16 protein-coding genes and 4 pseudogenes are annotated in these 23936 nt (G+C 57.1%); 5 read left to right on the forward strand and 15 right to left on the reverse strand.

The annotated features are described in order from the left end of the window. The first annotated feature begins 234 nt into the window (after nt 1-234). Nucleotides 235-570: a DUF6632 domain-containing protein gene (locus ACIO0C_RS21555; protein WP_401315082.1), complete on the forward strand. Its 336-nt coding sequence runs from the start codon at nt 235-237 to the stop codon at nt 568-570. 164 nt (nt 571-734) lie between these two features. Here ACIO0C_RS21555 and ACIO0C_RS21560 read toward each other — a convergent pair whose 3' ends face one another. Further along, complete coding sequence (locus ACIO0C_RS21560; RefSeq protein WP_401315083.1) at nt 735-2066, reverse strand: serine hydrolase domain-containing protein; 1332 nt, start codon at nt 2064-2066, stop codon at nt 735-737. Nucleotides 2067-2721: 655 nt separating this feature from the next. Then, nucleotides 2722-4026 carry an MFS transporter gene (locus ACIO0C_RS21565; protein ID WP_401315084.1) on the reverse strand — a complete coding sequence of 435 codons (1305 nt, stop codon included), beginning with the start codon at nt 4024-4026 and terminating at the stop codon, nt 2722-2724. Between the two features lie 161 nt (nt 4027-4187). On the opposite strand from ACIO0C_RS21565, the gene ACIO0C_RS21570 reads away from it, so the two are divergent. Continuing rightward, a complete protein-coding gene (locus ACIO0C_RS21570; protein WP_401315085.1) occupies nt 4188-7025 on the forward strand; it encodes an AMP-binding protein in 2838 nt (945 codons plus the stop codon). Between the two features lie 138 nt (nt 7026-7163). Here the strand turns inward: ACIO0C_RS21570 and ACIO0C_RS21575 are convergent, their stop codons facing one another. The 3 genes and pseudogenes from ACIO0C_RS21575 to ACIO0C_RS21585 form a co-directional block, all read right to left on the reverse strand. Continuing rightward, nucleotides 7164-7652 (reverse strand): GNAT family N-acetyltransferase, encoded by a 489-nt coding sequence (locus tag ACIO0C_RS21575; RefSeq protein ID WP_401315087.1) that lies wholly within the window; start codon nt 7650-7652, stop codon nt 7164-7166. Between the two features lie 331 nt (nt 7653-7983). Then, a pseudogene (locus ACIO0C_RS21580) lies at nt 7984-8839 on the reverse strand (transposase); the annotation flags it as partial. 129 nt (nt 8840-8968) lie between these two features. After that, nucleotides 8969-9097: pseudogene (locus ACIO0C_RS21585) on the reverse strand (NAD-dependent epimerase/dehydratase family protein); the annotation flags it as partial. Between the two features lie 361 nt (nt 9098-9458). Between ACIO0C_RS21585 and ACIO0C_RS21590 the strand changes: the two are divergent. Together ACIO0C_RS21590 and ACIO0C_RS21595 are read left to right on the forward strand one after the other, a co-directional pair. Then, nucleotides 9459-11105, forward strand: coding sequence for a phosphoethanolamine transferase (locus ACIO0C_RS21590; RefSeq protein ID WP_401315088.1), 1647 nt, complete (start codon nt 9459-9461; stop codon nt 11103-11105). Between the two features lie 261 nt (nt 11106-11366). Next, a complete protein-coding gene (locus ACIO0C_RS21595) occupies nt 11367-11873 on the forward strand; it encodes a GrpB family protein (protein ID WP_401315090.1) in 507 nt (168 codons plus the stop codon). Nucleotides 11874-11900: 27 nt separating this feature from the next. Here ACIO0C_RS21595 and tnpC read toward each other — a convergent pair. From tnpC to ACIO0C_RS21640, 9 genes and pseudogenes are all read right to left on the reverse strand, one after another. Next, a pseudogene (gene tnpC, locus ACIO0C_RS21600) lies at nt 11901-13202 on the reverse strand (IS66 family transposase). An 81-nt stretch (nt 13203-13283) separates the two neighbouring features. Beyond that, nucleotides 13284-13619: an IS66 family insertion sequence element accessory protein TnpB gene (gene tnpB, locus ACIO0C_RS21605; RefSeq protein WP_019692603.1), complete on the reverse strand. Its 336-nt coding sequence runs from the start codon at nt 13617-13619 to the stop codon at nt 13284-13286. After that, nucleotides 13616-13915 carry a transposase gene (locus tag ACIO0C_RS21610; protein WP_401315091.1) on the reverse strand — a complete coding sequence of 100 codons (300 nt, stop codon included), beginning with the start codon at nt 13913-13915 and terminating at the stop codon, nt 13616-13618. Before ACIO0C_RS21610 ends, tnpB begins: the two co-directional genes overlap by 4 nt. A 271-nt stretch (nt 13916-14186) precedes the next feature. Next, nucleotides 14187-16811 carry a glycosyl hydrolase family 5 gene (locus ACIO0C_RS21615; RefSeq protein ID WP_401315093.1) on the reverse strand — a complete coding sequence of 875 codons (2625 nt, stop codon included), beginning with the start codon at nt 16809-16811 and terminating at the stop codon, nt 14187-14189. 5 nt (nt 16812-16816) lie between these two features. Next, a pseudogene (locus tag ACIO0C_RS21620) lies at nt 16817-17482 on the reverse strand (O-antigen ligase family protein); the annotation flags it as partial. Between the two features lie 295 nt (nt 17483-17777). Continuing rightward, the gene (locus ACIO0C_RS21625) at nt 17778-18800 is read right to left on the reverse strand and encodes a transketolase family protein (protein ID WP_401315094.1); all 1023 of its coding nucleotides are present in this window, start codon (nt 18798-18800) and stop codon (nt 17778-17780) included. Then, on the reverse strand, nt 18797-19645 hold the full coding sequence (locus ACIO0C_RS21630; protein WP_401315096.1) for a transketolase: 849 nt from the start codon (nt 19643-19645) through the stop codon (nt 18797-18799). The genes ACIO0C_RS21625 and ACIO0C_RS21630 overlap by 4 nt, the downstream gene beginning before the upstream one ends. Nucleotides 19646-19662: 17 nt before the next feature. Then, nucleotides 19663-20961 carry an MFS transporter gene (locus ACIO0C_RS21635; protein ID WP_401315097.1) on the reverse strand — a complete coding sequence of 433 codons (1299 nt, stop codon included), beginning with the start codon at nt 20959-20961 and terminating at the stop codon, nt 19663-19665. Between the two features lie 97 nt (nt 20962-21058). Beyond that, nucleotides 21059-21808, reverse strand: coding sequence for an SDR family NAD(P)-dependent oxidoreductase (locus tag ACIO0C_RS21640; protein ID WP_401315098.1), 750 nt, complete (start codon nt 21806-21808; stop codon nt 21059-21061). 200 nt (nt 21809-22008) lie between these two features. Between ACIO0C_RS21640 and ACIO0C_RS21645 the strand changes: the two genes are divergently transcribed. Then, nucleotides 22009-22923 carry a LysR substrate-binding domain-containing protein gene (locus ACIO0C_RS21645; protein ID WP_401315099.1) on the forward strand — a complete coding sequence of 305 codons (915 nt, stop codon included), beginning with the start codon at nt 22009-22011 and terminating at the stop codon, nt 22921-22923. 7 nt (nt 22924-22930) lie between these two features. Here ACIO0C_RS21645 and ACIO0C_RS21650 read toward each other — a convergent pair whose 3' ends face one another. Then, the gene (locus tag ACIO0C_RS21650) at nt 22931-23887 is read right to left on the reverse strand and encodes a LysR family transcriptional regulator (RefSeq protein ID WP_401315100.1); all 957 of its coding nucleotides are present in this window, start codon (nt 23885-23887) and stop codon (nt 22931-22933) included. Nucleotides 23888-23936: the final 49 nt, after the last annotated feature.

Consider the following 23936-nt stretch of genomic DNA (forward strand, 5'->3'; position numbering starts at 1 on the left):
CACTGTTGACTGTGGTTCGCACCTTCAGTCTGGCACTCAAGATGCCGAGGTGAGGAGGAGTCCATCCCATTGCTTCTGGCCGATAACTGCCTGTCGCGACGGGCCGCAATCGACCCATTGCTGCCGGTGGCGATAGGCATCGGCCAGAAGCAGCCGGTGGACGGAGCGATAGCAAATGAGTAGCTATGCTTGGTCTACCGCCGGAACTGATTGAGCAGATTGTGCTTTCCGTCCATGGCGTATAAACCCCTTCAGCGGTCATCCGGCTGGGCCTGGCACGTCGGTCACTCGGACTATCCGATCATGATTGTTGGCATCTACGCCACACTTGGCGTGCTCTTGATCCTGGCCGCACGTGATCCATTAGCCAATCTGAGCCTGATCTGGTTCACCGTGTGGTCTAGCGCCGTACACGGAGGAATCATGGCCGTCCAGACGGTCACCCAGCCGGGGCAAATGGGGCACTTGGCAGGTGACGTGCCGGCGCTCTTCATCGTGACGGTTGCCTTGGCCATCTTGACACCCCGCTCGCAACTGTCCGCTCGGGCCCGGACACACAATGGGGCCTAAGAGCAGGTTTGACTGTCAGGATCGAGACGGATGCAGCCGTTGGATTATCTTTGCGAAGCATACGTGGGGATAGGGATTCCGACCCCCTTCTCGTATCCACGAGGAATGCTCCAAACCAGTAAAAGGACTGAAAGAGGGGACTAGGGCCCCCTCATTTTACTGCATTAATGCAACGCTTGAATCAGGGAGTTGAAGAAAACACCCTGCTCGCTATACAACACATCAGGTCCTTCAGCGTGCTCCCAAGTGGACCACTGGACCATAATCAAATTTTCCTTCTGATTGATTGCGATCACTTGGCCGAAAATGCCATAGGCCCAAAAGGATTCGTCTGAATTAAAGGTACTTGTAGGTGCATAGGAAGCCTCGTCACCGGGCGCAAAGCCCATATACCACCACTGATAACCATGCTGTCCCTTCGGAGCCCATGGCTTTACGGAACCGTCTGCTTTAGTCCAATCCGTAGAACGCTTTATCCAGTCGCCAGGCAGGACATGTTCGCCGTTGGAAAGTACGCCATTATTGGCCACCAACAGACCGAAGCGCCCCCAATCTCGCAATGTTGCGTTGAAGCCATAGCCACCCATATCAACTTTCCCAGGTTTGAGCGCGTACCAAACACCGTCTCGCTCCATTCCAGCTGGCTGCCACACTTTTTTCTCCAAGTATTTGGCGATGGTCATTCCGGTTGCACGTTCCAACACCAAACCTACCAGCCAAGCCCCACCAGTGTTGTAACTCCAGCGCTCTCCTGGTTTTACACCGGGATTTCGGGCGAGGCCGCTAACGAGCGAGAGGATGCAGCTGTAAGGATCGTTGGCAGTCTCGCATAAAATCATCTTGGATAAATCGGACTTTGGATCAGAAAGATCCTCACTCCATTGTATGCCGGAAGTATGTTGCATGAGTTGGTGCAGCGTTACTCCTTCCCATGCCGTACCTTCTAGCTCGGGAATATATTTCGTGATCAGCGTATCAACCGATTCGATGGCACGGTCTTTTATCGCCGCACCAATGAGTACAGATACAATGGATTTAGCAACTGATCTGGATGTCCAAAGTGTCGTCTCATTAACGCTGTCACCGTAATGCTCCAGGACAATTTTGCCGTTCTTTATTACCAGCAATCCCGCAACGTTTTGATTTTTCAGGTAGTCGCTAATGCCAAGTTTTTTGTTGTCCAGCTTATATTCAACATTTGAAACAGATTGACCAGCCGGCAGCTTCTGTATGTTATTTTCGGAGCTTAAAAAAACATCACCAGAAAAAAGGTGGTACATATTTTTAGAACCAACAACCTTTTCACTCTGACTCCAGGTAAACCTTCTTTGAGGGTCAGGAATAATTTTATCGACCGGTTCTGGGCAAGAATGCATCATATAACCATAGCACGCCACAAGAGGGCTGGCATAAGCTTCCTGCAAAAGTAAACTGCCGACAACCAAGCTGCAAATTTTTATTGATTTGATCACGTTGTTGGGTATTATTGTTTTCATGGCGAGCCTCAATGAACTATTAAGCGTATCCACTCATAGCCTCATCTGTTGGTTGTTGCGGGATTCCGCTTGATCAATATAGTCATCGGATCAAATAATCCAAGTTAAAATCATCAAAAACATGTGATTTTTAAATACCAATTTGAGGCAAAAAACCATCGTATATTCCGATTGGCTATTCCTGTAAATAATTTGAGACAACCAGGGGTGAGTATCAACCTTCCTTATTGTTAGCATTGCAGGAGGGGAATTATGTCCATTGAACGATCACGCTACTACGCATCATAAAAAGTCCTGGCTCTTCAATGTCAGGCCCAATGGCATCACGGCTACCGAGTGGTTGAGATCGTAGTTATTGACTGGTAATTAAATATTGAATCACCTCTGGCTTTATAGACACATCCGAATGACAGTTTTTGGCCGATTCTGTTGAAAAAGTCGGTTTGCGCAAAACTCTCGAATATTGATGGGTGAAAACACCTCTTTTGCACGCTGCTACGTGAAACCCGAGTCCTGAACCTTCTGCCCAAAACACAGATTTCAATCTCAGGCGCGTACTTTTCTGCAGTGGAAACCGAAGGCGACTTTTTCAACAGAATCGGCCGAATTGAGGCAGTCGCGACAGGCGAGAACTGACCCGCTACGGATAGTCCTCTCACTTTTCGAGACTCTCGGTACAACTGACAGCTGCCTGCCGCCCCCGCTCGAGGTCGACGCCAGCCAGGATCAGCAGGCCGACAACGAAATAGCTGCCGGTGATCAGCATCGCCAGGCGGTGATCGCCGCCGGATAGCCAACTTGTCAGGCCGTAAGTCATGGGGCCGAGGATTGCCGACAGTTTGACTGCCAGCCCCCAGAGGCCGAAGAACTCCGCCAGGCGCGTCGGCGGCGCCAGCAGACCGACTATCGCGCGGCCGGCCGATTGACTGGCGCCCATGCACAGACCGGCGAGGTTGGCCGCCAGCCAGAATAGCTCAGGGCCGCGTGCGACCCAGACCATGGCGACCATGCCGAGCCATCCCAACAGGGTCAGCGCCAGCGTGGCGCGATGGCCGAGGCGATCCTGCAACCAACCGAACAGCACGGCGCCGATGGAGGCCGTGATATTCACCACGAAGATCAGCAGCAGCGTGTCCTGGGTATTGAAGCCCATGACCTGATTGGCATAGATGGCCGCTAGGGCGATCACCGCCGAGATGCCGGCTTGGTAGCAGACGGTGCAGGCAAGGAAGCGCAGCAGGTCGCGATAGCGGTCGGCTTCGCGCAGCGTCTGCGCGAAGCGCGCCAACGCCGCTTGCGCGATAGGCGTGCCGCCGCGTCCTGGCTGCGGCTGGCTGCGTTCGCGCAGGAACAGGAAGGTCGGCACGCTGGCTACGGCGAACAAGGCCGCGGTGATCAGCATGCATACCGGCACGAACTGCGTCGCAGTCTGGCCCTGCGCCTGGGCCCAGATGACGAAGGCCAGGCAGGCGCCCAGGCTGAGCAGGCCGCCGATATAGCCGAACCCCCAGCCCCAACCGGACACCTTGCCCAAGGCATTTGCACGGGCGAGTTGGGGCAGGAAGGCGGCGATCAGGTTCTCGCCGCTGCCGAAGCAGAAGTTGGATAGCACGATGAAAAGGATCGCGATACCGAGCTCCCCCGGTCCGGCCAGCGCGAGTCCAGAGGTAAAGGCGACGCAACCGACCGTGCTGAACCACAGCAGGCGCTTCTTGCAGGCGAAGGCGTCGGCGTAGGCGCCGATCAGCGGCGCGGTCAGGATGATCAGGACATAGGAGAGGGCGGTGGCGCTGGTCCAAGCCAGCGTACCCCAGGTTTCACCCTTGGCGACCACCGCGACGAAGTAGGCATTGAACACGGCGGTGATCACCACCGTCGTGTAGCCGGAGTTGGCGAAATCGAACATCGCCCAAGCCCATATTTCTCGGCGGGTCACTCCGGGGGCAAGGCTGGCTGGCATGGCGATCTCTCTATGGGCGCTGCGTCCTTGAGAGCCTAGCCCTGGCTCAGCCATCCTGCGAGCGCTGCAATCGATGATGGCATTCCCAGTCGCCGCCATAGGCGCATAATGGTAATTGGCAAGGATCTACACACAGAGTGTCCTGTCATGAGGGGCCGCCGATGTCTCGTCCGCCTCCAGAAACCCGCGCCATTTCCCATTCAGATGGGGACGCGCAAAAGTTGCTCGAAATTGCCCGGCGCACCGTGGTCGAGTTGCGCCCGCAGGCGGCAGAAGGTTTGCAAGTCACCTTGCACAGCGTGCTGGACCGGGACCTGGGCGTAGACAGCCTGGCCCGGGTCGAGCTCTGGTCACGCATCGAGCACGAATTCGGTGTGCACTTACCGGAAACCCTGTTCGCCTCGGCGGACACCCTCGCTGATGTACTGCGCGTGCTACACAGCAGACAGGGTGCCGAGGCGGTACGCCCGTTGCCCTCCAGCGACTCCAGCGAGACCCCGACAGCAACGGGGCAGACGCCGGACGCCGCGCGGACCCTGATCGAGGTGCTGGAATGGCAGGTGCGCCATCAGCCGCAGTTTCCCCACGTGCGCTTTCTGGGTGAAAGTGACCAGCCGGAAGATATCAGCTATGGCGCCTTGCACCAAGGCGCCCTGGCCGTTGCCGCGGGGCTGCAACGCAGTGGCTTGCAGACCGGTCAGACCGTGGCCCTGATGTTGCCCACAGGGCGCGACTTTCTCCATGGCTTTTTCGGCATCCTGTTGGCCGGTGGTGTGCCGGTGCCCATCTACCCACCGCTGCGCCTGTCGCAGATAGAGGATCATCTGCGCCGCCAGGCCGGCATCCTGCGCAACGCCGAAGCCAAAGTGCTGATTACCGTGACGCAAGCGAAGCTGCTCGCCCGGCTGCTCCTGCCGCAAGTCCCGAGTCTGACGCGCATTGCCACCGTGGCCGAGCTCACAGGCGAGGGGGACGAGTGCGTCACACCGCCGCGGCAACCGGATGACATCGCCTTCCTGCAGTACACCTCGGGTAGCACTGGACAGCCCAAGGGAGTGATGGTCAGCCACGCCAATCTGCTGGCCAATCTACGCGCCATGGGTGGAGCTCTGAAAGTGGGGCCGCTGGACGTGTTCGTCAGCTGGCTGCCCATGTACCACGACATGGGCCTGATCGGTGCCTGGCTGGGCAGTCTGTATTACGGCTACAGCCTGGTGCTGATGTCGCCGCTGGCTTTCCTCGCGCGGCCGGCGCGTTGGCTATGGGCTATCGACCGTTTCCGCGGCACGTTGTCGGCGGCGCCCAACTTCGCCTACGAACTGTGCCTGGGCAAATTCGCTGACGGCGACCTTGAGGGTCTGGACCTGAGCAGTTGGCGCGTGGCCTTCAACGGTGCCGAGCCGGTCAGCCCGGATACCTTGCAACGCTTCACCGAACGTTTCGTTCGCTATGGCTTGGCGCCCACCGCGCTGGCGCCGGTCTATGGGTTGGCCGAGGCAACGTTGGGCGTGGCCTTTCCTCCCTTGAACCGAGGGCCGCTGATCGACCGGGTGCAGCGCGAGGCGTTCCAGGCCCGCGGCAATGCACTGCCCGCCGAAGCGGACGCCAACGCAACGCTGCGTTTCGTCTCCAGCGGCCGGCCGCTGCCGGGCCATCAGATTCGCATCGTCGATAGCAGTGGGGTCGAAGTCCCCGAGCGCAGCGAAGGTCACCTGCAATTCAGCGGGCCGTCCACCACCGGTGGCTACTACCGTAACCCCGAAGAGACCCGCCGGGTGCTGCGCGATGGCTGGTTCGACTCGCTCGACTTCGCCTACATGGCCGGCGGTGAGGTCTACCTGACCGGCCGCGCCAAGGACCTGATCATCCGTGCCGGGCGCAACATCTACCCCTATGATGTCGAAGCGGCGGTCGGCAATTTGCCCGGCCTGCGCAAAGGCTGCATTGCGGTGTTCGGCAGTCCTGATTCGGCCACCGGCACCGAGCGCCTGGTGGTGTTGGCGGAAAGTTACGAGAAGGAAGCTGCCGCGCGGCAACGCCTGCAGCAGGAGGTCAACCGCATCGTGGTCGACCTCACCGGTGTGCCGCCCGACGATATCGTTCTGGCGCCACCGCATAGCGTAATGAAGACCTCCAGCGGCAAGATTCGCCGCGCTGCCAGCCGCGAACTGTATGAGCGTGGCGAAGTGGGGCGGCCGCACCTCGCCGTGTGGCGCCAGCTGCTGCGCCTGGTGCTGCAGGCCGTACGCGGGCATTTCGGCCGCAGCTGGCGGACCTGCCGCGCCGCGCTTTATGCCGCTTACATCTGGCTGCTGTTCTGGCTGGTCACACCGCTGACCTGGCTGGGTGTCGCGATCCTGCCGCGCCAGAGTTGGTGCCGCAGCTTTACCCGCGCGGCCGCACGGCTGTTCCTGCGCTTGGCGGGTGTGCCGTTCAGCGTCACGGGGCTGGAGCTCCTGCCTGCGTCAGGGGTGAGCGTGCTGGCCGCAAACCATGCCAGCTACCTCGACGGCGTCATTCTCTGCGCGGCCCTGCCACCGCAGTTCAGCTTCGTTGCCAAGCGCGAACTGGCTGGCCAGTGGATCGCCGGCCTGTTCCTGCGCAAGCTCGGCGCCCGCTTCGTCGAACGCTTCGATCTGCAGCGCAGCGCCGCAGACACCGAGCCCCTGGCCGAGGCGCTACAGGCTGGCCAGCCGCTGGTGTTCTTCCCCGAGGGGACCTTTACCCGCGAGCCAGGCTTGCGCACTTTTCACATGGGCGCCTTCGTGCTCGCCGCGCGTGTTGGAGTGCCGCTGCTGCCGGTCGCAATCCGCGGCACGCGTAGGGTGCTGCGCGACGGTCAGTGGTTCCCGCGCCACGGTGCAATCCACGTCAACGTCTGCCCCCCGCTGTTGGCGCAGGGGCCGGGCTGGATGGAGGCAATCAAGCTGCGGGATGCAACGATAGCGGTGCTGCTGGAGCACCTGGATGAATCTGAACGAGCCCAGCGCGCAAGTTAGGCGACTGCTTCGCTGTCGTTGGCTTTCCAGAGCGGTTTATAAAGTGGGCACACGTTAAAAGCTAAACTGGATTCTTATCTTTTACTGAACAAGTCAGATATCGACATCCGCTTTGAGTGACCGCTTTTGGCTGTGGATTCAACCGGTCGAGCTTCTGCTGCGGGTCATGTGTACGAGGGCCGATCGGCCGTTTCCCAAAGAAGGTCGCTCCTCGATGGCATAAGGTACAAACCCAAGCTTGGGGTAGAGCAGCAGCCCTGCCGTGTTTTCGTTAAAACAGGAAATCTGCACCTCGTTGGCTCCGTAACGCTCGAATGCCAAGCCGGTCATCGTCTCTACGATAAACGTGGCTACTCCCTCGCCCCGAGCGCTCGGCGAGACGATGACATTGCCGATACAGCAAACGCCATTGCGTTCAGCTCGATAGAAATTGGCAAACCCAACGACAGTCCCGTTGATCTCCACGACGGTAGAGTCTAAGCGTTGGGAGATCGCGGTATTCAACTGCGTTTCCGTTAGCGGGAACTGCGCCTTCGGAAACATGAAAAACAACTCTTGAGCGTTCTGAGGAAAGCCGCAGATCATTTTTACGTCGCTAGCCTTCACTGGCCTGTGGTTCAGTTTCATTGCTCGTCTCTAAGCTCCATGAGTCAGTATTTTAGCGGCTAGCTCAGGGTGATGGAAAGCAATGGCTTAACTGCAAATGGCTGATGGCTGCCCCTTGTGAGAGGCAGCTTTTGGCCGATCACTGCCTGTCGCGGAAGTCTGCAATCGACCCAGGCTGTGTGAAAACGCGCTAAATACCTCGAAAACTGAGAGTCGCGAGGGTTGCCTATGGAATCACGCGGGCGGAAGCGTGAATTAGCTCAGTCAGTGACATAGAAGTGCGTAATGCCGTTTGGGCCGGGTCAGCGGCCAAAACGGCTACTAACTGGCGAGACAAACGGCTGGATTCACGCCGGCCTTCGGCTTTGCTCCCCGATGTCAGGGGTTTTGGTACGAAGGTGTTGATGCCAGCCTGCTCGCAAGCAAGGATCTCCAGACCCTTGTAATAACCTCGGTCGGCGACCACCGTCAGCGACTCAACGCCGATCTCTTCACGCGCCTGGTTCGCCATATTGCTGAGTTGCGTCCGGTCATTGCCAACGTTGGTCACTTCATGGGCAATGATCAGATGGTGCTTGTCGTCGACGGCTGTTTGTACGTTATAGCCAACCGTTCCGGTACCTCGGCCGCTCGTGGCCATTGAGCGTGCATCTGGATCGGTAAGAGAGATTTGCTGGTCTGGACTGTCGTGAAGCTGCGCCTCGATGTCCTTGAGCTTCTGCATCTGCTTCTTCAGCGTTTCTATCTTTTCTTTCAACCGCTCGGCCTTGGCCTCGGCTACTTCGGGTGTTGCCCGATCCGCCGAATCCATCGCCACCAGATAACGGTCAATGCTCTGTTCGATCTGCTGCATGCGTGCCTTCACTTTTCCCTGGGTGAAGTTACGGTCGCGGTTGTTGACGGCTTTGAACTTGCTGCCATCGATGGCGATGATCGATTGAGAGAAGAGATTGAGAGAAGAGATTGAGAGAAGAGATTGAGAGAAGAGATTGAGGTTGCGGCAAAGAACTACGAATTGCCGGCAGACGCTGCGAATGGCTTTGCCGTTGTCCTTGCGAAAGTCGGCAATGGTTTTGAAGTCCGGAGCCAAACGCCCCGTGAGCCACGTCGACCACGCGCACGGGATTTTCTTCGGTAACGTAATCGTCCAGGCACTCCGGCAGCAACGTGACTTGCGTCCGGGCCTCACCTTCAATGAATCGCTTCATGATCGTCCCCACCACGATCTAGACGATCAGAAGATTAGACAATTGCAGGCGTTTTCACACAGCCTGGACCCATTGCGGTCGTTCGCGAGCGTGGGCGCGGCCGACATCGGTTCTGGGTTGAGAGCAAATGCCCGCCAAGGCGCTGCGATGGCCTGTGGAAAAGTTGTCTGCCACCACCAGGTCGTAACCTGCACGCAGTAACTGTTTAACCATGTGCGAGCCGATATAGCCCGCGCCACCCACCACCAAAAATTTCATCCTGATCTCCGATTTGCTGGACACTATTGCTGTGCAAGCACAGATTTCAACGTCAGTTCGAACCCTGCAAGCCGTCGAACTTGATTGTATAGCGGCCATCAAGGTAGGTCGCGGGCAGCTTCTTCATTTGCCCCAGAATGCCGTGGGTGAACAGTGTCAAGCCTTACGGCGCCTGGATGGTTAGCGTGCCCTCGAGGGGCTCTGCAGGTTGGATTTTTCGCTACAAGCTTGCTGGCAATAGCCGAGACTCGCTACGTTTGGACGCCAAAGGAGAGAATATTTTTAACAAGATACAGCGAGCGCGACAGTTGGAGCTACCCTCTGAGGAGGCATATGGGTATCCTGCGAGAATAATTATCAAATGAAAAACTCCGCCAAAATTATCGATTGCTCATTTAAAATATTAAAAGCAGAATGGCCAAATTTAGTATTGTGGTCATATCTGCTATCACCGTTGATTGTTAGAACGCTAGCAAACTATCAACACTCTAAAATTGATTTATTGGTCTTTTACACCCTTAGCATGTCGGTGTTGTGGCTTCTGGCAATTAGATTTTTTTCATCCAATCAATTCAAAGTTCACATCATTCTGCTGCCATTTTATTTGGTGGCAGCCGTTGATCTCTTTCTGGTTTTAAATTTCAACTCGAAATTAACAGCGGCCTATATATTTATTGGCTTGACAAACTATAAGGAGGTCAACGAATTTTTACCGACCTATTGGCAGTCCATCAGTATCGTCTTGGTGATCTTCATATTTTGCTATGGGGCTGGATTAATAGGCCTGCATAAGCGCGAGTTATATAAAAACAAAGGTATTTTTGTTCTGGTTGTTAGCACCTTGGTAGTGGGGTATGGGGCTTATTTTTATAAAACCGTAAAACTTAATTCTCTCGGGAAATCTGCAGTCATGGATCTCCTTGCAAAAGATCAAAGCACGCCAGTAGGTTACTTATCGCAAGTTGCCCTTACTGCAGACTTGTATTTGGGGGCGGAGAAACTTATCAAGCGCCGTCGAGAATCTGATGTAAAAATAACCAGTATGTCGAATCAATCAAATATAGAAACCATTGTTTTTGTGATCGGTGAGTCATCACGGCCGCACAACTGGTCCCTCTACGGTTATAACAAGGAAACAACCCCGAATCTCGGTAAGCAGGCGGGGATTTTCAAGTTTAATAATATTTGCACGACAGCCCCATATACCGCGTTCGCGGTTCCTTCAATGCTGAGCCTTGAGCCTATATGGGATTGGGAATCCATTGTGTCAACAAAATCATTGGTGAGTATATATCGCGCAGCCGGGTACATGACCTATTGGTTGTCTGTACAGGAAGTTGATAGTTTTGGCGGAATAATTCCACAAATAGCTGCAGAGGCACAGTACCGTCAATATTTTGAGAGAAGCTATGATGGAGCATTAATTTCAGAATATGAAAAAATACTAAAAAAAAGCGATACAGAAAAGAAAGCCATATTTATTCATGTCAAGGGTAGTCATTTCGAGTATTCACGCCGATACCCAGAACACTTCGATAAATTCCAGCCGTCAACAAACAGCTTCAAAGACAAAATTACCGCGGAATATGATAATAGTATTTTATATACGGACTGGCTATTAAATACAATTATTGAGCGACTGAAATCAAGCAAAAAACCATCTGTCTTGTTTTATTCATCGGATCATGGTGAAAACATGATGGATGACAGTCGAGGGCTCTTGGGTCATGGAGTTGGCAATAAATATGACCTCCCGGTTTCGGCATTTATCTGGGCGTCCGATAATGTTTCAAGCCAGCAATCGTACAAGCTTTTAAAGCTGAGGGAAAGAGAAAGTCAGAAAATCAGCATATCATCCTTGCCACATACTCTTTTAAATATCACTGGGGTTTTCACGAGTAAGTATAAAAGTTCGGATGATTTATTAAGTGATGATTTTGTATCGTCGAAATGTCCACATCTGCTCGGCGCAGGCTATGTTCCATCGTTTGATTTTGACACCCATTAAATAGCCTCGCTGAATAACGCCGCAAGGCGTTGATCCATCAGGTTGACTTCCTGATTTCAGGTCTGGCGTGCAATTCCTCGGCAGTAAGGCTTCAAAGTCATCTCACGATACGTAAGCGTCCGGCCAAGACGCCCCCTCGAAATCACAATCAGTCGGGCCTTTCGAAACCCGTCTACCAACACAGCTGTCGCAGAGAAATTTCAAAAATTTTTGAACCGAGGTTAATCTTCTACCCCTTCGACTATGACGCAAGGACAGCTGATGGCCCTCACCAGTGAAATCTCTCCATACAACCCTCAGTGGCCGCTACTTTTTACCGCCGAAAACCGACGAATAGCGGAGGGCTTCGGTGCTGAGCTTATCGAAATTCATCATGTCGGTAGTACCGCTGTCCCTGGACTTGCGGCCAAGCCAGAAATCGACATTCTGGCTGTGGTGTCGGAGCACCTAAATGAAGCGGCGCGTAGCGCTTTCATGCGTACATTGGGCTATGTTCGGGGAACAGATCTTTCGGCCGGTCATCACTTTTACCGTCGTGATGTCGATGGAGTGCGAACTCATAAGATACACGTGTGCATCACTGGTCATGAGCAGATTGCGCGAATGCTGCGCTTTCGCGACCTGTTGAGAGAAGACAGCACTATCCGCAAGCAATACCAGGATATGAAGCTGCGGCTCGAAGCTAACAACCGGGGAGGCATTGCTGAATATCTCGCGCATAAGGCGCCCTACATTGACGCCTTGATGGATATGCACCTAGGGGATTAAGTCCGTGTCCATATCAGTTCTCCAGAGCTAAACGGGTATCCACTGATGCGGCAGCAGCTCAGCAACCTCACTTGCCCGCTGCGTCGGCAGGCGCGTGAGAACGTCCTTCAGGTAAGCATACGGATCATGCCCGTTGAGCCGTGCCGACTGGATCAAACTCATGTGTGCAGTGAATCGATGATCGGCGCTGCTTTGTCCTGCCGTATGCGCTGCCGGCTATCCGGTTCCAGCTCGCGCGCCTCTCGCTCAACTTCGTACAAGGCTGCGATGTAATGCAGCGCTTTTTCGGCGATCTGGCTCTTGTTGGTCGCGTGCAAATCGAAGAACTTGCGGCGCGCATGAGCCATGCAGCCGATTTCCGTAACGCCCAGCTCAAAGCTTGCCTTGTAGCCAGCGAAGTCATCGCAGACCAGCTTGCCGTTCCAGTGGCCGAGGAAGTTTCGAGCGTGTTTACCAGCACGGCTCGGGCTGAAGTCGTAAACAACCGCCGCCAGCTCGGAGAACTGACTCGTGGCGTAGGCCCAGACGTAAGCGCGATGAGTTTTCTTCGCGCCAGGCATCAGCATTTGTACCGGCGTTTCGTCGGCGTGCACGACGCCGTGCGTCAGCACCGCTTCGCGCAATGCATCCACCAGCGGCTGTAGCTGCACGCCACAAGCGCCAACCCATTGCGCCAGGGTCGCACGGGCGATGGGCAACCCAGCACGTCCGAAGATTTTCTCTTGGCGATACAGCGGCAGATGGTCGGCGAACTTGGCCACCATGACGTGGGCGAGTAGGCCCGCTGTCGGTATGCCTTTGTCGATAACATGCGCCGGTACCGGCGCCTGGATCAGCGTTTCGCAATGTTCGCAGGCCCATTTCCCACGAATGTGGCGCTCGACCGTGAACACGCCGGGCGTGTAGTCGAGCTTTTCGCTGGCATCTTCGCCGATGCGCTTTAAGGCACAGCCGCACTGGCAGTGGCTGTTTTCCGGTTCGTGATGGATCAACGTGCGAGGGAACTGCGATGGCAGCGCAGCGCGCTTGGGCTGCTGGCGAACTTTGGCTTCGACTGCTGCCGGTTGCAGTGCCTCAAGTTCGGCTTCGATAGCCGCGATATCGATGTCGATCAAGTCGTCGAGCAAGCTGGCTTGATCCGGACTTAGCTGCTCGCTGCGCTTGGCAAATTTGAAGCGTTTGAGCAACGCGATCTCGTGCCAGCTTCTCGTTGACCGATTTGTGATGAGTAATTTGCTTGTCCATCGTCTCGACACGCTGGATCAACTGCGCCGCCAAGGCACGCAGTTCTTCAGGGTTTAATTGATCGAGATTCAGATGCGAAGTCATGCCGCCGATTTTGCCAGAGAGGGCTAATGGCGGCGATAGACTGATGGGCCAATTGCGCTGGTAAGCGCGCCATGGCGGGTGTTAAAGCATCGAGATAATTCCGCCTGCACCGACGCGTTGCCAAGGTAAACCGAGTACCAGGGCCTGAAGTTGCTCGGCATCCAACTCAACTTCGGAGCCGTGTCGCACACCAGGCCAAAAGAAGCGCCCTTGATTCAAACGCCGGGCTGCAAGCCAAATCCCCACACCGTCATGCACGAGCACTTTCATGCGATTGGCGCGACGGTTGGCGAACAGATAGGCACAGTGCGGCTTCGCCGCACCGAACACCGCGATAACTCGCGCGAGCGCGGTTTCAGTGCCGGCCCGCATGTCCATGGGCTCGGTGGCGAGCCAGATCGAGTCGATGCGGATCATCGCAGCAGGTCTCGTAAGAAAGCGGAACACGCCGCTGCATTTTCTGCCGGCACTTCGATTCGGATCGTAGCGGGAAGAGCTTGATGCGTCGCTATCTGTGGCGATGCCTTGATCGGGATGAGGGCGGTTTGCAGCGTCAGAGTTTTCTGCGCATGCACCCGAATCCATTTATGGACGAGGTTGGCATTGAGGTTTTGTGTCAACGCGACATTGGCAATCGAGATGTCAGGCTGTGCGCACTCGGCAATGACCTGAGCCTTGAAGGATTTGGAATAGGAACGGCGTTCTTGTGGCATGGGCGTCCGCTTAAAAAGGCTAAAAATGGTGTCCACTTAAATTTAGGTGGACACAATCGCCTCAAGCGACGGTGTCAGGAAGGTGTGTTGCCCGGACGGTTACCACGCCTGTGGCAACATCATCCAACGCTCCTGGAAGCTATTGATGTGGAGGCGCAGATTGCAACGTCAGCGCAATCTACCAGGCCATTATTTTAAAATAGCCGGGCTAGTTATTGGCTCGCAGGCGTGCGTGATGATGCTGTATTGGCAGGGGGCGGCTGCGCGTCGCCTAAGGCTGTGCTTGCGTGACGCCTTTTTTCAAAAACAACCAGTTCGACGCCTGCAGGCCGTCGAACTTGATTGTATAGCGGCCATCAAGGTAGGTCGCGGGCAGCTTCTTCATTTGCCCCAGAATGCCGTGGGTGAACAGTGTCAAGCCTTGCGGCGCCTGGATCGTTAGCGTGCCCTCGAGGGGCTCAACGTAAAAAGGTATTTTGGCGTCGTCTTTGGGGATGGCACGGGTGCCTGACGAAATCAGTAAATCCTGCGATCGGCCCAAAGGCGCATCGTCCAGACTTTGCACCACCACACTGGCGTTGGCGGTCTTCACTTGAACTTGAATGTTGCCAAGGCTGATCGACTTGCCGCCGATCCAGCCGGTAGCGGCCTGGGTACGTGGTGTATTGATGGTGTAGATACCTTGTTTCCAGTTGCGCTTTAGCTCACCCGTGTCTGTCGTGGACTCGCTGGCATTGGTGTCCAGCAGCGACTGGCCAGGGTCATGAAATTCCTGTGCATTGCTTGGGATAACGCTCTGTTGCAACCAAGGCAATTCCGGCGTCTGTGGCATCGCGATTTCCAGCTTGCCTTTCTCCATGGCTGTGCGCAGTAGAGCAGAGTTGGCCGGTGTGATCATTTGGTTGAACAGGGTGCTTGGCGTCGGCGCGAAGACGTAGGTCGTTGTTGCTTCGCGAACGTCTGCACGGCGATAAAGCAAGGCGGCGGCGGGCAGAGTGGCCAGCATTGCAGGGTCGTTATAGGTGTGCCAGTTGCTGGCACTCATGTCTTCGCCCCCCAGTGGCTCCTGGCTGTAGGCATATTGCATCAGTGCATCCCAGCCTTGGTGTCTGGCGGTGCCGGCGATATAGAGTGGCAGCGAGTGACGGTCTGGTGTCGGGAAGGGCTCATTGTTCCACTCGGTGACAGTCAAGGGTTTGCCGGTGACCTGGCCGGCGGCAATCCAATTCACTATGCCGTCGCTGTAGAGCGGGTTTTTCTCTATCTGTCCCGAGCCCCCGTAGCTATGGACGTCGATTACGTCGCCGGCGGTAAGGGCCGGCAGGGAGCTCAGGCTATCGCCGCCCCAGCTACTGGTCGTGGCGATGGGGACCTTCACGCCTATTCCACGCAGGTGTTGAATCATGTCGACGTTGAAGCGTCGCTCCAGATCGTTAAGGAACAGCTTGGAGGGGCCCGGTTCCCAGGAGCGCCAGGTCTGGTTTGCAGATAGATTGTGCTGGTTGGCAAAGGCCTCGGCCTCGGCCATGTAGATCTTGTTGTGCTTTGGTACGTTCTTGTCTGGTAATAGGGCGTTGCCAAAGTGGTGGGTGACGTCGTTTTCGTTGGTAATCAGTACGGCGGCGATCGCCGGGTCGTCTTTGTAGGCGAGTCCGGTATAGCTGTTTACATGGGTCATGTAGGCTTCGGTAAAGCGCTTCATGGCTTTCTGAATGGTGAGATTCACATAGGCATAGCCCTTGAGATAGACATAATTTTGTTCTTCTTTTGGCAATTCATCGAAGCCATAAATATTGTCGTTTTCAGTAAAGACTCGCTGGACGTGCATATCGAGCCACACATAAATGCCTTCGTCTTTCAGGCACTTGATCCACCAATCGATTTTTTTCAGCGATTCCGGGCTCAGTTGCTGGGTGTTACGCGTGACCCTACCGTCGCCAAAGATGTTCGGGAAGACCCATGGCGAGTCATGGTGGTGCAGTCGTACGAGATTGAAGCCCAGTGCCGACAGGCGTTTGGCCTGCAGCTTGATTGCATCGTCTGGCGTATGGAACAGCGTGTAGGCCGAAAGGTTGGTGCCCCAGAAACGCGCCGCAGTGTTGTCCGCAAATAGCAATTGTTCGCCGGAGGCTTTGATGAAGCCGCGCTTGCCTGCAGGTTTTTCCTGAGCGTTGAGAAAGGACAGGTCGACCGGCGAGGTTTTCCAGTCGAGCTTGTCAATCGGCCAGCTCTTTGGGTTCGACAGCCCGAAGCGCTCGGTAGTGGTTGGGCCGACCGCCACATCGCCAGAAACGCTCAAGGTGGCTGTGAAATCTTGGCGGCCAGGCTTGATCGTGTTCTTGTAGAAAAAAGCACGCACCTCGGATTTATCGCCCGGTTCAAAGTACACACTCGCCAGTGCGGGCTCGAAGCGCATTTCGATGCGTCGCCCTTGTGCATTGCCCCAGGACCAGCCGCGGTTGTCGGGTAGTAAAGTGGGCTCGCCCATTTCTCCAGCGAAAAAGGCGGAGTCGAACGTGAAGACGATGCCGCCACCTGACACGCCCGACTTCATGCTGTGTGCATCCAGGGCAAAGTTCCAGGTCAGCTTTTGCTCGTCTTGCTTCTGAATCTGCGCAGTCAAGTCGAAATCCAGCGCTTTGTTTTTGCCTGCAAGGGAGTATCGATAAGGGGTGTTTACCTTGAATTCGGTCTGCAAATACGTCCAGTCCCAGTTCCTCCCAAAGAACGAGAATGTCGTAGCAACTACCGGACTGCCACCACGCACCAGCATTGGCAGGCCGTTGCGCTCATCCACACTGACGACCCAGTCCGACGCCCAGGTACGAAATGGCCAAATAGCAAAAAACAGCAGTAGCAGGAGCAGTATCTGGGGGCGGCGAAACAATTGGACCATGGGTTCTACCTGAGTTGGAGATGGGCACTCGCCGTGACGGCGGTCGAGGTGTGCTTGAGCCTGCGCGCCATCTGAGCATAGACAACTCCCAGTCCAGCCACTGACCAATACACCACGGGGATCATCGTGATACTGCTAACGGTACCGATGGTGATCAGGATCCCGACCAGTGTCGCTAGAAGTGCACGTCCGAGTCGGCGTGCCTCATCGTCTTCGTTGGGGAGCGAACGCATTCCCTTGCGGATGCCCTGCAGAACCCTGACGAAAAAAACCACGAAAAGCGTCAAACCATTCAAACCGAACGACAGCGCTACGCCGATATAGGTGTTTACGATATCGATGATCCCCTGGCCCTGAGTCATGGACTGCATTTGCGGTGTGCTGCGGTAATCGAAAGAACCCAGCCAAGGGGTGCGCTGGATAACGATCACGGCGTTATCAATCAAGCGCTGCCGGTAGGTGATATTTTCGACTTCCACCATGCCGATAAACGGTAGCAGATCAAGCACTTTTTGCCCGCCCGGCACGACGGCCAGCAAGGGAAGGGCGAGCCCCCCGGCGGCTGCCAGCAGCATCAGGCATTTGACCGGTTTACGGCCGGTGCCGATGAACACGACGATAATGGCGGCTGCACCGACCCAGGGTCCACGCGACAGCGGTGCGAACAGACCAAGCTATGCGCGCCGGGGCGCTTTCATGCGATGCCATCAATTGCATACAGGCTGGCAAGAGTCGCCGTCGGTTTGCCTGTAGCTCGTATCCAGGGCGAACGCGCATGGACATCAACCTCAGTAAAATGTCCATGCGGTGCCGGGCTCGCGGCGGTGAAGTCTTATATGGAGATGCGTCCAGATAGGCGACATTTCTCAACAATCGGGATTCCCCGAACATTGGCAAAATCTTCAACATTGCGCCCCTTTGCATCGAATTGGCAGGCACCTGTTTCCAGGTGCCTGGCCCCTGCAGTTACAACCAGGCCTTGATTTGAGTGCAAACCGCTTGAGTTGAAATGCCGTAACGATCGTGGAGGGTCGGCAGCGCCCCGGCATCGAGGAACGCGTCGGGCAGGGCGATCTGCCTGAAGGTGGGCGTCACGCCATTGCGCAGCAATACGCCAGCCACTGCTTCGCCCAGCCCACCGATGATCGAGCTGTTCTCTGCGGTGACCACCAGGCGCCCCGGTTTGCGGGCTTCGGCCAGAATGGTTTGCTCATCCAGCGGCTTGATCGTCGGCACGTGCAGCACGGCGACATCGACGCCGTCCGCTTGCAGCTCTTTGGCAGCCTCCAGTGCACGCATGGTCATCAATCCGGTGGAGATGATCAGTACATCGTTGCCGGTGCGCAGGGTCTTGGCTTTGCCGATCTCGAATTTATAGCCGTACTCGTCCAGCACCAACGGTACATTGCCGCGCAACAGGCGCATGTACACCGGCCCCTGGTGTGCCGCGATGGCGGGCACGGCCTGTTCGATTTCCAGGGCGTCGCACGGGTCGACAATCATCAGGTTGGGCATGGCGCGAAAGATCGCCAGGTCGTCCGTGGCCTGGTGGCTTGGGCCGTAGCCGGTGGTGAGGCCGGGCAAGCCGCAGACGATCTTGACGTTGAGGTTCTCCTCGGCGATGGCCATGCAGATGAAGTCGTAGGCGCGGCGTGAGGCGAACACGGCGTAGGTGGTGGCAAAGGGCACGAAACCTTCCCGGGCCATCCCCGCGGCCGCACTCATCAGCAGCTGTTCGGCCATGCCCATCTGATAGAAACGATCGGGATGGGCCTTGGCGAAGATGTGCAGGTCGGTGTACTTGGACAGGTCGGCGGACAGGCCTACGATGTCCGGGCGCCGATCCGCCAGCGCGGCCAGTGCATGACCGAACGGCGCGGATTTGGTGGCTTGGCCCTCGGAGGCAATCGAGGCGATCATCGCCGAAGTGGTCAGGCGTTTTTTGGCCGGCGTAACCGTGGAAGTCGGAGTGTTGGCTGCGTTGCTCATTGGTTGTTTCCTTCTTCAAGGTTGCTCAGTGCCAGGTCCCATTCGTGTTCTTCGACGCGGATGAAGTGGGTCTTTTCGCGGGTTTCCAGGAAGGGCACGCCCTTGCCCATTTTGGTGTCGCAGATGATCACCCGAGGTTGCGCGCCAGGGTGGTTGCGCGCAGCATCGAACGCAGCGACCAGTGCTTCCAGATCATTGCCATCGATGCGCTGGGTGAACCAGCCGAAGGCCTGCCAGCGATCGACGATGGGCTCGAACGAAAGGATCTCACTTGAATGACCATCGGCCTGCTGGTTGTTGACGTCGACGATGGCGATCAGGTTGTCGAGCTTCCAGTGCGATGCCGACATCACCGCTTCCCAGGTCGAGCCTTCGTTCAGCTCGCCGTCTGACAGCAAGTTGTAGACGAAGGCGGGCGAGCCTTTGCGCTTGAGGCCCAGGCAGGCACCGACGGCGATGCCCAAACCCTGGCCGAGCGAACCACCGGTGATCTCCATGCCCGGGGTGTAGGCGGCCATGCCCGACATCGGCAGGCGGCTGTCATCGGCGCCGTAGGTTTCCAGTTCGTCCAGCGGGATGATCTCGGCTTCGATCAGCGCCGCATACAGGGCAATGGCGTAGTGACCGATCGACAGGTAGAAGCGGTCGCGGGCTTCCCATTCCGGGTCTTCGGGCCGGTAGCTCAGGGCGTGGAAGTAGGACACGGCCAGCAGGTCGGCGGCGCCGAGGGCCTGGCCAACATAGCCTTGACCTTGAACCTGACCCATGCGCAGGGCGTGGCGGCGAATGTTGTGGGCGCGTTGCGCCAGCGTCGTAGTAGACGTGAATGCAGTTTGAGCAGTCATGGTGAAACTCCAATGAGTCAACGATTGACCGAGGCGGCGGGAATGCGCAGTACCAACGTGGCACCGAACAGCAGTACGCCGGTGATCAGGTACATGCCGATGGCGCTGGAGCCGGTCTGTGTGGTGACCCAGCCGATCAGATAGGGCGAGCAGAAGCCGGCGAGGTTGGCGAAGCTGTTGACCGCCGCGATGCCTGCGGCGGCAGACACGCCACCGAGCAGCGTGGTGGGCAGCATCCAGAACATCGACGTGGCGGACAGGATTCCGGCAGCGGCCAGGCACAGACTGAGGATGGATAGCAGTACATTTGCACCCATCAGCGCAGCCAGGCTCAACCCGATGGCACCTGCGATCATCGGCACAATGAGGTGCCAGCGACGCTCACGATGTTTGTCACCGCTGCGTCCGGCATACAGCATGGCCACGATTGCGCAGAGGTAGGGCAGGCTGGTCAGGAAACCGATGTGCAGCGGATCGGAAACCCCCGCGTTACGCACCAGGGTCGGCAGCCAGAAGGTGATGGCGTACTGGCCCATGACCACGCAGAAGTAGATCCCGGCCAGCAACCACAGGCGACGGTCGCGGATGAACTCACCCACCGAGGCATGGGTGACTTTCTGCTGGTCGTCTTCGGCCAACTCGCGGCTGATCAGCGCCTTTTCGTCTTCATCCAGCCAACTGGCCTGATGCACGCCGTCCTTGAGATAGCTCAGCACCAGCAGCCCGATAAGCACCGTGGGCACCGCTTCGAGCACGAACATCCATTGCCACCCGGCCCAACCGTGCATGCCGGCGAAGTGGTTCATGATCCAGCCGGAGAGCGGGCCGCCGACCATGCCCGACAGCGGAATGGCGATGAACCACAACACGGTCATGCGCGCACGCCGGTAGGAGGGAAACCAGTAGGTCAGGTACAGCAGCAGGCCCGGTGCCAGACCGGCTTCGGCAACGCCGAGCAGGAAGCGCAGGGCATAGAACTGCCAGGCGGTTTCGACGAAGGCGAACAGGGCGGAGACGATGCCCCAGGTGATCATGATCCGGGCGATCCAGACCCGCGCACCGACCTTGTGCAGGATGATGTTGCTGGGCACTTCACAGAGGAAGTAGCCGATGAAGAACATGCCGGCGCCGAGTCCGTAGACGGTTTCGCTGAGCGCCAGGTCGTTCATCATTTGCAGCTTGGCAAAACCGACGTTGACCCGATCCAGGTAGGCGCACAGGTAGCACAGCATCAGGAACGGCATCAGGCGCCACGCAGTCTTGCGGTAGGCGTTGGAGCGCACGGTCGAAACCGCTTCGAGCGACAGGGTAGTCATGATGGTCTGATCTCTTGTTTTTATTGACCGCCAGGCTTGTGGCCCGGCTGCGTCGTCGATCCAGAACCGCACGGGCCGCGAGGCCCGTCAGCTGTCATCAGTGAATCAGCATGCCGCCGTTCACATCCAGGGTGATACCGGTCAGGTAAGAGGATAGGTCGCAGGCCAGGAACAGCGCCGCGTTGGCCACATCCTGCGCTTCACCCAGGCGTCCGAGGGGGATGCCGTCGATGATCGCGTGACGGCGTTCGTCCTGCATCAGGCCGCCGGTGATATCGGTATGGATCAAGCCAGGGGCGATGGAGTTCACGCGTACCTTGTCCGGGCCCAGTTCGCGCGCCATGGCTTTGGCCAGGCCCAATACGCCGGCTTTGGCGGCGCTGTAGTGCGGGCCGCCGAAAATGCCGCCGCCCCGTTGAGCGGAAACCGACGACATGCACACGATGCTGCCGGACGACTGCTGGCGCATGACCGGGATCACCGCCTGGGACATCAGCAACGTACCGCGCAGGCTGACGTCCAGCACCTTGTCATAATCCGAAGGGCGGATGTCCAGGGTCTTGAGGGGTTGGGTGATGCCGGCGTTGTTGACCAGGATGTCGATGCGGCCGAAGTGCTCGATGATTTTCGCGACCGCCTGCTGCACCTGGGATTCGTCAGCGACGTTGGCGGCCAGACCGAGATGGCCGTCGCCCAGGGAGGTCGCGGCATCGCGTGCGGCGGATTCGTCCAGATCGAGAATCACCACGCTGGCGCCCTGTTGCGCAAAAGTGGTCGCTGTAGCGCGGCCGATGCCACGTGCCGAAGCTGCACCGGTGATGATCGCGACTTTGCCTTGAAGAAGCATGGAAGAGTACCTCGGATGATTGTTTTTATGGCTCGATCCACCAGGAACCGATGACTCAGCTTGTTCTCCAGGGTGACCTTGAGCAATAACGCGAACGTCACTGGGTGCTGAAAAAAATTCAGCACTCGCCAGCGCGGTATCGGGATGATTGAATGGCGAAACGCCCGGTTTATGTAACTTGCAGCGGAATAACAACAATCATGCGCTCATCCGACGATGTACCTGCGATACTGCCACCCCTGAAAGCCATTCAGGCCTTCGAGCAGACAGCCCGTTTCGGCAATGTCGCTCGCGCCGCTGAATTGCTCGACCTGACACCCTCGGCGGTCAGTCACCAGCTGGCCAAACTGGAGGCGATGATCGGGCGTCAGTTGTTTTTCCGAACCGCCAGGGGCGTGACCCTGACGCCGGTCGGCGAGCAATACCTGACGGAGGTTTCCGGCATCCTGCACAGCCTCGCCGTGGCCACCGAACGTGCCACCAGCGACGTCAGCCTCGATTGCCTGCGGCTGCACTCATCGCCCAGTTTCGGCCTGCTGTGGCTGATGCCGCGCCTTGAGCAGTTTCGCGAAAGTCACCCGGATATCCAGCTCAACCTTTCATGCTCTTATGAATCGCTGCACTTCAGTCGCGACAAGATCGATGTCGACATCCGCCATGGCATGCCCAATTGGCCGAGCTACGAGGTACGCACGATTCGCAATGAACGGATTGCGGTCATGGCTTCCCCGAAGTTGCTGGAAAAACACCCGATCCGCACCGCTGCGGATTTGCTCGATAGCCAGTTGATCCTGTCGGAGGCGACGCTGATCAAGTGGCCACAGTTGTTTGCCCAGCACGGTGTTTCACGCCCCGAAAAGCCCTACACCCTCAGCTTCGACCGTTCCTACATGACCCTGGAAGCCGCCAATCACGGGCTTGGTTTTGCCCTCGAAAGCACCTTGCTGGCGCAGGACTATCTGGCACGCGGTGCGTTGGTCGAGGTGGCGCCTGCGCTGAGCGCGCCCATCACCGCGCATCACCTGGTGTTTCCCCGTGCTCATTCGACCTTTCCCCGTGTCAGGCGTTTTCTGGAGTGGATGCAAAAAGAGTTGGGGCATGACTTCAGTTATTGATTTGGCGCTACTTCATCGTCAACTCGGCCAGCTCCCGTTCGCGCCGGGTCACTTCCTCTTCCACCGCCCGCACTTCGTGCATGTAGGCCTCCACGGCGGGCGGCAGCGAGCGCTCCTTGAGCGAGATAAAACCGTAATGGGCGTGCGACGCCTGATCGTGGATGGGCAGCGGTACGATTTCACCCGCCAGCAACTCGCGCTCAAAGGCCGTCAACGTGCCGACGGCCAGGGCATTGCTGTTCGCCGCGAATTGAATAATCTGCATGGGCACGTCAATTTCAATCGCCGGCACGAAATCGCCAGTCACAGTGTCATAGGCGCCGGCGCAGCCTGACGCCGCGCGCGGCAGAAGGCCGGCCAGGCGGGACGGAATACGCGACGCCACCCAAGGATAATCGAGTGCTTGCGCCCGCTTCAGGGAGCGTTGCGCAAGCAGCGGATGGCCGGGCCGGCAAAACAGACGCCCCTGATGCTCACCCACTAGCTCGCAATTGAATTCTTTTTCGCCTTGCAAGGCGCTGATTTCAGCGATCCCCAGATCCACCACACCGCTGGCGACCTGCTGCGCAACCTCTCGCCAGCCGGCGACATGGGCCGTCACCTTGAGGTTTGGATGGCGGGCGTGCAACCGGGCAATGGCGCGATAGCCGCTGATCACACTGGGGTACGGCCCCAAGGCCACCTTGAGTGTGCCGATGTCGCCAACCGCCAGCAGGGCGATGTCCCGCCGAAGGTCCTCTTCGGCCATCAACAAGCGCTGGCTTTTGCCCTGCAGCACCTGACCGAACGCCGTCAGGGTCACGCCATCGGAACGTCGATCGAACAGCGTAACCCCGAGCTCCTGCTCAAGCAGCTGGATACTTTTACTGAGTGCCGGTTGCGAAACGCCCAACGCTTTGGCGGCCTGACCAAAGTGTGCATGTTCGATCAGCGCCAGGAACTGGCGTAAGCGGCGCGGGGTCATGTCATAACCTTTATATTATCGATATTGAGTAAAACGGAATTTTTCGTAA

It is taken from the genome of Pseudomonas sp. NPDC087336 (assembly GCF_044744285.1).
Taxonomy (GTDB): domain Bacteria; phylum Pseudomonadota; class Gammaproteobacteria; order Pseudomonadales; family Pseudomonadaceae; genus Aquipseudomonas.